This is a genomic window from Photobacterium sp. MCCC 1A19761, from assembly GCF_037389125.1.
Classification (GTDB): domain Bacteria; phylum Pseudomonadota; class Gammaproteobacteria; order Enterobacterales; family Vibrionaceae; genus Photobacterium.
In genome coordinates this window covers 460,508-474,764 of the sequence record NZ_JAZGTF010000001.1, presented here as the reverse complement: position 1 = coordinate 474,764, position 14,257 = coordinate 460,508, and the positions used below count along the sequence as shown (strand labels likewise).

Below are 14,257 nucleotides of genomic sequence, written 5' to 3'. Positions count from 1 at the left end.
GGATGTAGATTCGGATGACATGGTTACAGGTTGCCGGCTATCTGATTTGGCTGGTTGTGATGCTGCTCAGTTTTCCCCGCGAATTCTGGCCGAAGTTTCGTCACGAGAAGGACTATCAGCATCTGGTGCTGGCGACGGTGGTGATCCTGTTCATGCTCTGGGGATTGCGGGCGGGGATCGCAGACGGGTTGCAGGTGCATTTTCTGGCGCTGACCGTCCTGGCGCTGTCTCATGGCTGGCAGATCGCGGCGCTGATTGGCTCGGCGTCGACGGTGCTCATGGCGGCGCTGGGATTTGTTGCCTGGCCGGATATCGGCCTCTATGTGCTGACGGGGGTGATGTTCCCGGCAATGTTCAGCTTCGCGGTTTTTTTGCTGAGCTATCGCTTTCTGACCCGGCATCTGTTTGTTTACATCTTTGTGGCCGCCTTTCTCAATGGTGCGCTGACCATGGCGGTGCATCTGTTGCTAACCAGCGGCTGGATGTACTGGAGCGGTGAATACAGCTGGGCCTATATCGTGGACAACTATCTGTCGCTGTTGCCGCTGTTGTTATTCCCCGAAGCTTTGCTGAACGGGATGGCCACCACTTTGTTGGTGGTGTACAAACCCGAATGGGTCCGCACCTTTGCTGACCGCGACTATTTAGACCCTTTTAACCACAAGAAATAAGTGGGGGCGATGGGGCCGGTCACAAATGCTGGCGTCGAATAACAAACGCGCCCCAATGGGCGCGTTTGTTGGTAGGGAACCGTGAGTGTCCGGATTAGCTCAGGCCGGTGATATTGCCGTCGTCATCCAGATCAAGCGCCATGAAGGCGGGCTTTTCCGGCAGACCGGGCATGGTCATGACATTGCCGCACAGCGCGGTAACAAACCCGGCGCCGGCACAGAGCCGAAGTTCGCGCACCGGCAGCACGAAGTCCCGCGGGGCTCCTTTGCGGGCCGGGTCGTGGCTGATCGACAGCGGGGTTTTGGCGATACAAACGGCCAGCCCATCGTGACCCAGCTGCTTGAGCGCAGCCAGCTGTGCTTTGGCTTGCTCAGACAATTCGACCCCTTGGCCGCCGTAGCCGACTTCGGCCAGGATCATCAGTTTTTCTTCCAGGCTCTGTGCTGGATGGTACAGCGGCTTGAAATCGGCTGGCTGTCGGCAGGCCCGCACCACGGCTTCGGCCAGTTCAATCGTGCCCTCTCCGCCCCGGGCAAAGGCATGGCTGAGCGCCACTTCGACGGTAGTGCCGAAGTCTTCGGCCTGAATCATTTCTGCCAGTTGGGCCAGTTCCTGATCGCTGTCCTGCGGGAAGCAGTTAATGGCAACCACCACCGGCACGCCGTATCGGGCAGCATTGCGGATATGCCACTGGAGGTTGGCAAATCCGGCGTGCAGCGCATCGGCATCCGGCTCGAACAGCGATGCCGGCAGGGGCTGTCCCGGTCGCAGATCATAGTGGCCGGAATTGGCTTTCAGTCCGCGCAGGGTGGCCACCACCACGGCGCAGTCCGGGCCACGGTCGGCTTGTTGCGCCTTGATATTACAGGCTTTCTCAAATCCCATATCGGAGCCGAACCCGCCTTCGGTAATCGTGTAGTCACTGAGCTTAAGCGCAATGCGATCGGCGATGATTGATGAGTTGCCGTGGGCAATATTGGCAAACGGTCCGGCATGGATCAGCGTCGGCACGCCTTCCAGCGTCTGCATCAGGGTCGGTTCGATGGCTTCGCGCAAGGTCACGGCCATCGCCCCGGCGACCTGGAGATCCTCGGCGGTGACAGGGGCACCTTCCAGCGTATAGGCCAGCACAATGCGGCCCAGGCGACGGCGCATGTCGGCCAGATCGCTCGACAGGGCGAGAATCGCCATCAGCTCAGAGGCCGCCGAGATATCGAAGCCGTCATTGCGGGCAATCCCGTTCAGGGTTTTGCCCGGTTCATTGTTGCCGATGGTGATCATCCGCAGGGCGCGATCATTATGATCCATGACCCGCTTCCAGGTGATGCGGTTGAGATCGATGTTCAGTGCCGGCAGGCCGGTCCGGGCTTCAAATGCCGCGCTGCCGAGCCGTTGCTCATGATAGATCCGGGCATCGAGGGCTGCCGCCGCCAGGTTATGCGCGGCGGTGACCGCGTGAATATCGCCGGTCAGGTGCAGGTTCAGCTGCTCCATCGGGGCGACCTGGCTATAGCCGCCGCCGGCTGCGCCGCCTTTGACTCCGAAGACCGGCCCCATCGAAGGCTGACGAATACAGGCCATGACGCTTTGTCCCAGCTTGGCGAGTCCCTGGGCCAGACCGATGGTGGTGACGGTTTTGCCCTCCCCGAGCGGGGTGGGCGTAATCGCGGTGACGGCGATCAGCTTACCCTCGGGGCGATCGGCGAGGCGCTTGAGCACGGCGGGTTTCACCTTGGCTTTCAGGGGACCTTGCGGCGTGAGGTCATCGGGCAGAAAGCCGGCCTGACGGGCCAGGTGTTCGATCGGGAGCAGGGCCGTGTCACGGCAGATTTGAATATCACTTTTCATGGGGCGGTCAGGACCTCGCGATGCAATGACAGCGAATATAGGGCTGTCAGTCTAAATTACAGTTATGCAAACGTTTGCTCTTGGTCGGCGCCGCAATAATATCACGTGTTGTGGGAAATACACGGAGAATGATCAGATTGATGGGCGGAATGTTAATACGGGGGCTTTATCGGGAAGAAATGCCTGCCAGCGAACTGGCAGGCAGGGGGATCAGACCAGCTCGCGGCCGGCGACAGCAGTGTCCAGCTCAAGCTCGGTCACGGCCACGGTTTGACCATAGACCGGGCGGAGGGCCCGCATGATGTCCTGACGGCTGATCATGCCGACCAGTTTGTTGTCTTCCACCACCGGGAACTGGTGCGGCCGGGTGATCACCATGGTGCGGGCGCGCTCGCTCAGTGACTGGGTGGTGAGCTGGGTAGCGATACCGCCGCTGGTGACCGGGTAGAGAATATTTTTATCAATACTCATGTATTCGGCAATTTCCACGATGGCATTGTCCGGGCTGACGGTCTGGATCTCGTGCTTCATCAAATCCTGTACTTTGCGCTCCGGATCCGGCATGTAATCGTTGAGCCAGAGATCGACCAGACTGTCATGCATGGAGAAGTAACCCACCAGACGCTGATCCTGGGTCAGCACCGGGGCACCGGTTAAGTGGGCGGCGAAGAGCTGATCCAGGGCGTCGGCAACTGGCATTCCCGGGTGCAGCGTGACGTCGGCCGGACGCATGAAGTCGTTCACTAGTAGGTTTTCCTGCAGCATAGTATGTTCCAAATTCCGTGTTGAAGTGGTTGAAAAGTCAGGGTGGATCAGGGTTGCCGTCGGCAGTGCCTCGAGCGGGGCGCGGTAAATGGTCCAGTAACCGAGGCCGACCAGGACGGCACCGCCGACGATATTGCCCAGGGTGACCGGGATCAGGTTGGCAAAGATGAAATTGCGGATGGTCAGGTCGGCATACTGGCTTGGGTCAACGCCCAGCTCCAGCCAGAACGTGTCCGGGGCCAGGTGCTGGATGGTGATCCCGAGCGGCACCATGAACATGTTGGCGACGCTGTGCTCAAAGCCGGTGCTGACAAACATCGCGACGGGTAGGATCAGCATCGCCATCTTGGTCATCATGTTGGTCGAGCAGAAGGTCATCCAGACCGCCAGGCAAACCAGCAGGTTACATAGCACCCCCAGAGCAAACGCCTGCATCGGCTGGTGGTGCAGCTTGTGCTGGGCGACATTGAGCGCGTTGAGGCCCCACTGGCCGCCGTCGAGCTGATACAGTCCGGCCATGGAGACCAGGACCAGCAGCAGCATGGCGCCGAGGAAGTTCCCCGCATACACCTTGCCCCAGGTGCCCAGCATCTGCCGCGAGCTGATCTGACGGTTGGCACAGGCAATGGCCGACAACACGGTACTGGTAAACAGTTCGCCGCCGCAAATCACCACCAGGATCAGACCCAGGCTGAACGCCACACCGCCGAGCAGGCGGTTCAGCCCCCAGCTCAGATGGCTGCCGCCGGTGGTGACGGTGAGGTAGAACACGAATGCCAGGCCGATAAAGACACCGGCCGTGACGGCCAGCGCAACCGTGGTCCGGGTCGGCTTGGTGGCTTTCCCCACGGCGTAAATTTCCGCCTGCTTCATCATTTCCTTGGGATTGAATTCACCGGATGCAGAAGACATAGCCGAAGCCATAGGCCATTCCTCCTGTGTTACTGACGGACGCGTCAGGGTTGAAGTGTGGATAGGGGATTGAAATTGCCAATTTTTTTTCTCCTTGTGACGAATAACTGACTGTCAGGATAAATGGGCACAAAAGGGTGAGTAAAATTGATATTTTTTTTAACCCACATTCAAAACCTTGATACTCTTGCGGATAGGAAATGGATTGCATTGTCAGGAGTGAAATGATGCGTTATTCACTGAAACAACTCGCGGTTTTTGATGAAGTCGCCCGGACGCGCAGCGTCTCGAAAGCCGCGGAAAATCTGGCGATCACGCAGTCTGCAGCCAGTATGGCCTTGTCTCAGCTGGAACGGCTGCTGGGACGTCCGCTCTTTGAGCGTCAGGGGAAACAGATGACCATGACGTACTGGGGAGCCTGGCTCAGACCCCGTGCCAAACAGTTGTTGTTTGATGCCCAGCAGATTGAGTTGGGGTTCTACGATCAGCACCTGGTCAGTGGAGAAATCAATGTGGCCGCCAGCCAGACGGTGGCAGAGCACCTATTGCCGGAGCTCATCAGTATTATTGATAAAGATTTTCCCGAATTACGCATCCAGCTGATGGTGAGTAATGCGCAGAAGGTGATTGACCGAGTGCGCAATTATGAGTGTGATTTAGGGATCATTGAAGGCCGTTGCGATGATAGCCGCCTGCTTCAGGAAGTCTGGTGTCATGACCATCTGGTGATCATCGCAGCCCCGCATCATCCTTACGCCAGGCTGGAAACGGTTAGCCTGGCCCAATTGGAGCAGGCTAAGTGGGTGCTGCGGGAGCAAGGAGCCGGAACCCGCAAGAGTTTTGAAAGTGCGCTGCACGGGGTGATTGATGATCTGGATGTCTGGCGAGAGTATGAGCAAATTTCCGTGCTGCGCACCCTGGTAAGAAATGGGCCGTATCTCAGCTGTCTGCCATACCTGGATGTAGTGCAGTATATTGAACGGGGAGAGCTGGCGGCGTTGAAGGTGCCGGAACTCAACATGCAGCGTACCTTATCCTTTATCTGGCGGGCAGATTCGATTGAGAACCCGTTGCGTGATTGTATTCGTCGTGAGGCTGTCCGGATGATGAAAGACCGGAAAATGGAGATGTGAACCACCAGTTGGCAGCGGGTTGAATCCTTCTGTATCAAAAAAGTTGATAGCAGTAAGAAAAACTATCGATATGCACTTTTGTGAGCAATCGGTGTAAATATCACCAATGTTACAATTTAGGCTCGATATTTTATCCATGCTATCGGAATTTTATATCTACTTTTGGCCTTTTGGTCTGAGTGAAAGTCATAGATCATTGAAAGTACCTATTTTATTGGCTTGGGTAGTCGGTTTTTTGTCATCATAAACCTTGATATATATTTATATAATCATTGATGCATATTGTGAGCGAGTCGCGAATTTATGGCGAAAGACGACCCAAACGGCAGATGGTTTGAGGTTGAATTGTCATCGATTTGCCATAAAAAGATACTGCTCACAAAAAACAAAACTGTCATTAAGGCATCTGGTTGATTTTATTTAGCGGCTGAATGCTTGTATAAGTTTTGAGCGGCTTGACTCTGGACTGACGGGGGAGAGACGCTAGAATCCGCTCTGTTTGTCATTGCCAGGGTTGAAGTCATGATAATTAAAGGAAAGCCGATCCGGGACTTTTCGCTGAAAGTGAATACACTTTTTCGCGGGCTGATCTGTCTGCTGTTACTGCTGTTTTTAGTGAACCTCCAAACACTGACCGACAGTCTGGCTGCATCGGCCCACGCGCTGAAGAAGCTCAGTCTGGTCCCGCAGCAGGCGGTTGCCGTCGAGTCGTCGCCCGCGCCGGTGCGCGAGTCTGCTGGGGTACTTGAATCATTCGGTGAGCCTGCGCCGGAGGCCGTAGCACCAGAGGTCGGGAGCATGGCGCCGGAGATTGCGGCCTTGCGCCAGGCGGCACTGGAGCGGTTTGCCAGCAAGTTTAACTTTCCCAACTCGGTTGAGTTTTTCAGTGTTGCCAGCCAGGAAGACTGGCTTTTCAGTCCGGCCACGGTGAAAGCGCAGGATAATGTCCTGAATCTGACCACTTGTGGTTACTACACCGCGAAGAATGCGCTGGGCCTGGCCCGGGAGCGGGTGCCGTTTATGGTTGAGCTGGTCTATGACTTCATGCAGAAAACCTACAGTCTTAGTGGTTATTTTAAAGATGATCGGGCGCATTACTATCAGTTTGAAGGACAGAAAAAGCCGCTTGAACTGAACCGGAATCACTTTCAAAGCAAATGGAAAGTTGCCTGTGCACCGGTGGTAATGGGGGAGTTTGATGATATTCTGACCCAGGCATCGGCGGTGCGATACGCGCCGGATCCGGCGGTCGATCTTAAACGCCAGTTCAACTATTTTGATCGCCGGGTGCAGGATGAGATTGATCAGTGCGTTGGGGATGCCGCCCTGGCGGAGCAGATCACGACGTCGTCAGAGCGTCAATCGTTGTGTGTGCTCAGTGCCCAGTGTCAGTATCTGGCGGAGATGTCCGATAGCCAGTGTGAACCAGTCAGCAAGACTTGCCGCGATCACCAGAATGCTTCGCTGTGCCAGACGGCAAAAGCGCTGACCGACGAGACCCCGCATCGTTCCTGAGACAGAGTGGATCAATGGCGGAATTTTCCGTCGGGGGAGTAAGGAAAGCAAGATAAACAACAGAAGCCAGACCGGAACGCCGAGGCTCAGTGCCTCGGCGGTATTGATCGCGGATCAGTACATGACCGGGTGGCCGTATTCGGCCAGGATGGATTTGATTTTTTCCATGGTCTCTTTGCTGGGCGGTTTGACGCCGGCCAGCGGGTATTCAAAGCCCATCGCTTCCCACTTATGCTCGCCCAGTTGGTGATACGGGAGCAACTCGACCTTCTCGATATTGTCCATATCTTTAATAAATTCACCCAGCAGATGGGCAGAGCGCTCATCATCGGTAAAGCCGGGCACCACCACATAACGGATCCAGGTTTTCTGGCCGCGTTGGTGCAGGTAGCGGGCAAAATCCAGCACCCGTTTGTTGGGCACACCCACCAGCTCCTGGTGAATGGTGTCATCGAGTTGCTTGAGATCCAGCATCACCAGATCGGTGTTGTCCAGCACCTCGTCGATCACTTCAGTGTGCTTGCGCACATAACCGTTGGTATCGAGACAGGTATGGATCCCTTCCGCTTTGGCCGCGCGGAAAAAGTCGCGCACAAACTCCGGTTGCAGCATGGCCTCGCCACCGGATGCCGTGACGCCGCCGCCCGAGGCATTCATAAAGTGGCGGTAGGTGACCGCTTCTTTGATGATCTCTTCAACCGTCACTTCACGTCCGCCATGCAGATCCCAGGTATCGCGGTTGTGGCAATACTGGCAACGCATCAGGCAACCTTGTAAGAAAACGATGAAACGGATGCCGGGGCCATCCACGGTACCGCAGGATTCAAAAGAGTGAATACGGCCTTTGACTGACATGGTGACGTTTCTCCACAGGGGATGGGTTTGCCTGTTATTTTATTACAAATTAGCGGACTAAAATAGCGAAAAGTACGTTGAAAATGTAAGGTTAATACACTTTATGATGCTTTAAGTATGGGCGATTTCGATCAGCCCTGACCGGAAGTTCATCGATGTCTCCGCTTGTTATTGACCTTTTTCATACCTGTAACCAAATGCATCGAAAATAATGCATCCCTACCACGAAATCATTACATTTGATCGGGAAATTGCGGCCTGAATCTCATCAAAATATGCGCAAAGCGCTTATGATTCCGAGTGAATTCAGTTGGTTTTATATGTATAGCCAAACAGGATTGGCTGTACCTGTCTAGCCGTTTCTGGACAGACAATAAAAGCGATAACAATAAGGAGATGTATGTTCAGTCTTAGTAATTTGACCGTCAAGAATAAACTGATCGCGCTGGTGGTCAGCGCCATTGTCTTGCTCGTCAGCGTCAGTATTTACGACGTGCTGGAGCAGAAGAAGGTGGCTTATCTTGAACGGAAGGCGTCCCTAAAAAGTCAGGTAGAGCTGGCTGTCGATATTCTGGACTACTATGCGTCGCAGCAGGGCACGCTTGGTCGGGAACGGGCGCAGCAACTGGCCATCGAGATGATTGATGCCGTGCGTTATGACAGCACCAACTATTTTTGGATCATGACGCCGGAGATGGCGATCGTGAACCATCCCCTGAAACCGGAGATGAACGGAACTTCGGCGCGTGGGATCACCGACGCCAGCGGCAAACGGCATTGGCAGGAGATGGTGACGGTCTCAGCTCAGAGCGGCGCAGGCTATCTGGACTACAGCTGGCGTTCTCCCAAAGGGGAGATTGAGCCGAAAATTTCATATGTGCAGCGTTTTCAGAACTGGAACTGGATTGTCGGAACTGGCGTGCATGTGAAGGATATTGAGGATGATTTCAAGGCAACGGCCCTGAAATCCGGCATGATTGCCCTGATCGCGATGGGGATTTTGATGGCGGTCGGCTACGTGATCAGTAAGAACATTTCCGATCCGCTTGAGGATCTGGTGGTGAAGTTTGATGCCATTGCCGGGGGGGACTTGCGCATACGCTGTGACGAAGTGCGTAAAGATGAAATCGGTAAACTGGCGCGGCGGATGGATACCGCCATTGGTAGTATTCGCCAGGCTCTGAAAGTTGCCCATGAATCGGCGATGCATTCGTCGCAAATGGCCAGTACCATTGCTTCTGCCAGCGAAGAAAGTGCGCACAGTATCCAGTCGCAGCATGTGCAGCTGGAGCAGCTGGCGACGGCGATGAATGAGATGACGGCAACGGTGGCGGATGTGGCGGATAATGCCGACAAGACCGCCCTGATGACCAATGGCATTTCGGATAAAGCCACGGTCAGCAATGATAAGCTGGAAGAGACGACTCGTCATATCCGTCAGGTCGCTGAGCAGATCGCCGAGGCGGATCAGCGTGTGGAAGCGCTGAAGCAAGGGGTGACTCAGATCAGCGAGATGGCGGATGTGATCCGGGGTATTTCCGAGCAGACCAACCTGCTGGCACTGAACGCCGCGATTGAAGCGGCCCGGGCCGGCGAGCAGGGGCGTGGGTTTGCCGTGGTCGCCGATGAGGTCCGCAGCCTGGCGCAGCGTACTCAGGCATCGACGGAAGAGATCCAAACCACAGTGGATGCACTGACCCGCGGCGCGTTCGAGACGGCGGCCGCCATGAAAGCCAGCCATGAAAGCAGTCGTAACAGTGTGCAGAATGCCCAGGATACCCAGTTGCAGTTGCAGAATATGGTGGAAGAGCTGTACCAGTCCAATGATCGGGTGGCACAGATTGCGGCCGCGGCCGATCAGCAGGGCACGGTTTCGGAAGATATCAACCGCAACGTCAGCAGCATTCACCTCTCGGCGAATGAAGTCAATGCTGCCGCGCAGCATCTGGCCGACCAGAGCCAGAGTCTGGCTGAAGCCTCAGAAGAGCTGGCGCACCAGTTGCAGCACTTCAAGGTTTAATACGATTCCAGAGCTTAAACCTCATAAAAGAAAAGCCGGTCGTCAGACCGGCTTTTGGTTTTTCTCATTGCTTGGGTCTGGCCGCGGGTATGCGGCCAGTGTTTTCCTGAGGCTTACAGCGACTCAGTAAACGTCCGGGCGATGACGTCTTTCTGCTGCTCGGCAGTCAGAGAGTTAAAGCGCACGGCGTAACCGGAAACACGGATGGTCAGCTGCGGGTATTTCTCTGGGTGCTTCACGGCATCTTCCAGCGTTTCACGGTTCAGAACGTTCACGTTCAGGTGCTGACCGCCTTCAATGCCGGACTCGTGGTGGAAGTAACCGTCCATCAGGCCCGCCAGGTTCGCTTTCTGAGTCTCTACATCTTTACCCAGTGCGTTCGGTACGATAGAGAAGGTGTAAGAGATCCCGTCTTTTGCATCGGCAAACGGCAGTTTACCCACTGAAGTCAGAGAAGCGACAGCCCCTTTCTCGTCACGGCCGTGCATTGGGTTTGCACCCGGTGCAAACGGTGCGCCTGCTTTACGACCATCTGGTGTGGTCCCGGTTTTCTTCCCGTAAACCACGTTGGACGTGATGGTCAGGATAGACTGCGTTGGGATCGCGTCACGGTAAGTTTTCAGCTTGCGGAGCTTGTTCATGAAGGTCGTGACAAGTTCACAGGCGATGTCATCTACACGTGGGTCGTTATTCCCGAATTTCGGATAATCGCCTTCGATTTCGAAATCGATCGCGATGCCGTCTTCGTCACGAATAGGCTTCACGGTCGCGTACTTAATCGCAGACAGGGAATCCGCGGCAACCGACAGGCCGGCGATACCGCAGGCCATGGTGCGCACTACGTCACGGTCGTGCAGGGCCATCAGCGAAGCTTCGTAGCTGTACTTGTCGTGCATGAAGTGGATGCTGTTCAGTGCGGTGATGTACTGCTTCGCCAGCCAGTCCATGAAGTGATCCATACGCGCCATCAGGTCGTCGTAGTTCAGCACTTCATCCGTCACTTTGTCCATGACCGGACCCACCTGGATCTTCAGCTTCTCATCTACACCGCCGTTGATTGTGTACAGCATGGTTTTCGCCAGGTTCGCACGCGCGCCGAAGAACTGCATTTGTTTGCCGACCACCATTGGCGAGACACAACAAGCGATCGCGTAGTCATCAGAGTTCATGTCCGGACGCATCAGATCGTCGTTTTCGTACTGGATTGAAGAGGTATCAATCGAGACTTTGGCACAGAACTTCTTGAAGCCTTCAGGCAGTTGCTCAGACCACAGCACGGTGATGTTCGGCTCTGGCGATGGACCCATGGTGTACAGGCTGTTCAGGAAGCGGAAGTTAGTGCGAGTGACCAGTGTACGGCCGTCCAGGCTCATACCACCCATAGATTCTGTTGCCCAGATTGGGTCACCGGAGAACAGCTCATCGTACTCAGGAGTACGCAGGAAGCGAACCATACGCAGCTTCATGACGAAGTGGTCGATCATTTCCTGAGCCTGCTCTTCGGTCAGCTTGCCGGCTTCGATATCACGCTGGATGTACACATCCAGAAACGTTGACGTACGGCCCAGAGACATGGCAGCGCCGTTCTGAGATTTCACCGCAGCCAGGTAGCCGAAGTAGGTCCACTGAATTGCTTCTTGCGCTGTTTCGGCCGGACGAGAAATATCGAAACCGTATTTCGCAGCCATCTCTTTGATCTGGCCCAGCGCACGGTGCTGCTCAGCGATTTCTTCGCGCAGCTGCATCGTCATCTGAAGATCTTCGCCGTTCTCGAATTTCTCTTGCAGAGAAGAGAATTGCGCGAATTTGTCCTTCATCAGGAAGTCGATCCCGTACAGGGCCACACGACGGTAGTCACCGATGATACGGCCACGGCCGTAGGCATCCGGCAGACCGGTCAGCACGCCGGATTTACGGCACTTCATGATGTCCGGGGTGTAGATATCGAACACGCCCTGGTTATGGGTTTTACGGTATTCGGTGTAGATTTTCTTCACGGCTGGATCCAGTTCGCGGCCGTAAACCTGGCACGAACCCTCAACCATGCGGATACCACCGTTCGGGATGATCGCACGCTTCAGTGGCGCTTCGGTCTGCAGACCCACAATGGTCTCCAGATCTTTGTTGATGTAACCCGCATCATGCGCAGTGATGGTAGAGATAACAGAAGTATCGAAATCAACAGGTGCGTGCGTCGCGTTTTCCTGCTTGATGCCTTCCATTACTTGTGCCCAAAGCGCTTTTGTCGCCTCAGTACCTTCAGAAACCAGGAAAGACTCATCGCCTTCATAAGGGGTGTAGTTCTTCTGAATGAAGTCACGTACGTTGACTTCGTTCTGCCAATCACCAGCTGTGAAACCTTCCCAAGCTTTAGCAAATTGCTCTGCCATGACATACCTACCTTATTAGTAGAAAAAACACGTACTGCGTGAGCGCTGTTGAGCGAACGCCGAGTGGCGAACAGTACACTTTATTAACAATAATACGGATAATCGAACCAGTTCATGCGGCGATTTCGTGACACGATTATTCGTATTAGTACTAATACCCGGTTTTTTATAGCGGGCAGTGCCAGGCACTGCCCATCTCGTTTTCGTTACCGTTACAGGAGTGCCGGGATGCCGTATTGGCTTTCCAGCATACCGACTGCCAGCATGGCAATCAGGCAGATGATCAGGACCCCGCCCGGAATCACGACTTTATCCGTGAATGACAGTTTCGCTGCCCGTGCTTTGTCACCAATCAGGCCGTTGTTATCCAGCAGCATGGTCAGTGCCCAGGCAAGAACCGGGTTGACGACCGCTGAAGCAAAGATACAAATCCCGGCAGACTGAGAGTCTTTGGTTTCTTTCACCATTTGTACACCCGCTTCCAGCAGCGGCAGGAAAACACCAACCAATAGTGCGACGCGCATCACAGGTGGCCATACCGCAACATCCATCGGGAATCCCAGGATGGCAATGAACATCACCAGACAGCCCAGAAGAATCGCACCCGCCGGAATCGGACGTTTGGCAATTGCGGCCGGGATCATGTAGGTCCCCCAGGAAGACGTGATGTTACCGCCGCCCAGGCTTGTCCCAACCATCTGGCGAATCGAACACATGGTCATGGTGTCATCGACATCCATCAGCACTTTGTCGGTGCCCTTCGGATAGTTCAGCTCCTGGAAGATCCGGTGACCCAGGAAGTCCGGCGACCACATAGCAACCGCTAGGATAGCAAACGGTAGTGAGGCTATAAAATGCTCAATAGTCGGCAGGCCCAGCATCCAGCCTTCTTCAGTGCTGCCCCACCAGTACACAGGGTTCAGGTTCGGCAGGCCCATCTCGGTTTCAAATTTCAGGTCGAATCCGGCACCCAGGACCAGCGCGACCAGCAGACCGGTAACGGCACAAGCCGGGATCGCCAGCCAGCGTTTGTTAATGCGTGCCAGGTAGGCGTACAGCACAATGTTCACGGCCAGAACAATCAGGCCGACATACCCCATGCTGCCTGCGGCCACATCCGCAGACTGCAGGCCGGTGGCCCAGGTCTGGATGGAGCCGATCTGGCTCATGGTGCCGGTGAAGCCCAGGAAAATCAGCAGGCCGCCGGCGGTGCCTTCCGAAGTCAGGTTGACCAGTTTGGAGCCGCCCTTGAAGTAGCTGAGCAGCAGGCCGAAGACCCCCAGGAGAATCGCCAGCGCCAGTGGGTGAGCACCGGCCAGGGCAATGGATCCAATCAGCGGGATCATCGGGCCGTGGTTCCCGGCCAGGTTGGCGCGCGGGTTAATAAACCCGGAGGCCAGCACACAGAACAGCAACGCCGGCAGCAGCATTTCCACCCGAGCGACTTCAATGGCAAATTCTTTGCCCAGGTTGACGTGGTCCCACGCCTGGGTCAAACCATCCGCCCATGACATCATGACCGCAGAGTACATTGCGATGATGCCGATGGTACCGGCTAGGGCCGGAACCAGATCTTCTAGTTCAAAGCGAAAATCACGGCCGGGCAGGTTCAGTGCAAACCGACGCGGTTTCATGATTTTCAGCTCATGATCCAGATAGTCTGAACGACTAGAGAAGTCAGAGGCAGGGCGATGGAGCTCCTGGTAACTTCTTTCTTCAGATGACATATGTGCCTCGTCTACATGTAAAAATAATTCTTGTATTTAGTGGCTTGATGGCCTCGTCCGGTGATGTTATTCCGGGGGCTTTCTTCTTTGTAATTATCTTTCACTAAATTTTAAACTGGAGTGTACCGTCCGGGTTCATGACGGAAATTGATCTCGATCAGTCGCTTTCAAAAAAACGAGGAAGGTATTCAAAAAAAATTGAGGAATATGACGAAATGCTGCGAGATATGAAAAAGTGCCGATAAGAAATGCAGAAATGTGAGTCAGGATTCAGGGCGGATAAATTTATTATTTATTTGTTTTTAAAGGATTTTATTTTGCGGCTCATTTTTCTCGTGTAAGACTATGATTGTTAAGCTTTTATTCATAAAGCAGCGTGGCGGTACAAGAACTGACATAAAAAAAAGCCAACCCGGAAGG

General features: G+C 54.7%; 9 protein-coding genes. 4 read left to right on the top strand and 5 right to left on the bottom strand.

Annotated features, from left to right (window positions below; translation table 11 throughout):
• Positions 1 to 14 precede the first annotated feature (14 nt).
• Positions 15 to 671, top strand: coding sequence for an energy-coupling factor ABC transporter permease (locus tag VV869_RS02065; protein WP_337733350.1), 657 nt, complete (start codon positions 15 to 17; stop codon positions 669 to 671).
• Between the two features lie 94 nt (positions 672 to 765).
• Here the strand turns inward: VV869_RS02065 and VV869_RS02060 are convergent, their stop codons facing one another.
• Both VV869_RS02060 and focA read right to left on the bottom strand, forming a co-directional pair.
• On the bottom strand, positions 766 to 2,520 hold the full coding sequence (locus VV869_RS02060; RefSeq protein WP_337733349.1) for a formate--tetrahydrofolate ligase: 1,755 nt from the start codon (positions 2,518 to 2,520) through the stop codon (positions 766 to 768).
• Positions 2,521 to 2,730: 210 nt separating this feature from the next.
• Entirely contained in the window at positions 2,731 to 4,209 is a 1,479-nt protein-coding gene (focA, locus tag VV869_RS02055; protein ID WP_337733348.1) for a formate transporter FocA, read from the bottom strand.
• Positions 4,210 to 4,424: 215 nt separating this feature from the next.
• Between focA and VV869_RS02050 the strand changes: the two genes are divergently transcribed.
• Complete coding sequence (locus tag VV869_RS02050; RefSeq protein WP_337733464.1) at positions 4,425 to 5,330, top strand: LysR substrate-binding domain-containing protein; 906 nt, start codon at positions 4,425 to 4,427, stop codon at positions 5,328 to 5,330.
• 522 nt (positions 5,331 to 5,852) lie between these two features.
• A complete protein-coding gene (locus tag VV869_RS02045; RefSeq protein ID WP_337733347.1) occupies positions 5,853 to 6,845 on the top strand; it encodes a hypothetical protein in 993 nt (330 codons plus the stop codon).
• Positions 6,846 to 6,959: 114 nt separating this feature from the next.
• On the opposite strand, the gene pflA is transcribed toward VV869_RS02045, so the two are convergent.
• Positions 6,960 to 7,700 carry a pyruvate formate lyase 1-activating protein gene (gene pflA, locus VV869_RS02040; protein ID WP_337733346.1) on the bottom strand — a complete coding sequence of 247 codons (741 nt, stop codon included), beginning with the start codon at positions 7,698 to 7,700 and terminating at the stop codon, positions 6,960 to 6,962.
• Between the two features lie 400 nt (positions 7,701 to 8,100).
• Between pflA and VV869_RS02035 the strand changes: the two genes are divergently transcribed.
• On the top strand, positions 8,101 to 9,720 hold the full coding sequence (locus VV869_RS02035; RefSeq protein ID WP_337733345.1) for a methyl-accepting chemotaxis protein: 1,620 nt from the start codon (positions 8,101 to 8,103) through the stop codon (positions 9,718 to 9,720).
• A gap of 113 nt (positions 9,721 to 9,833) precedes the next feature.
• Here VV869_RS02035 and pflB read toward each other — a convergent pair whose 3' ends face one another.
• Positions 9,834 to 12,110 (bottom strand): formate C-acetyltransferase, encoded by a 2,277-nt coding sequence (gene pflB / locus VV869_RS02030; RefSeq protein WP_337733344.1) that lies wholly within the window; start codon positions 12,108 to 12,110, stop codon positions 9,834 to 9,836.
• Positions 12,111 to 12,322: 212 nt separating this feature from the next.
• Positions 12,323 to 13,837 carry a DUF3360 family protein gene (locus tag VV869_RS02025; RefSeq protein ID WP_337733343.1) on the bottom strand — a complete coding sequence of 505 codons (1,515 nt, stop codon included), beginning with the start codon at positions 13,835 to 13,837 and terminating at the stop codon, positions 12,323 to 12,325.
• Between the last annotated feature and the right edge of the window lie 420 nt (positions 13,838 to 14,257).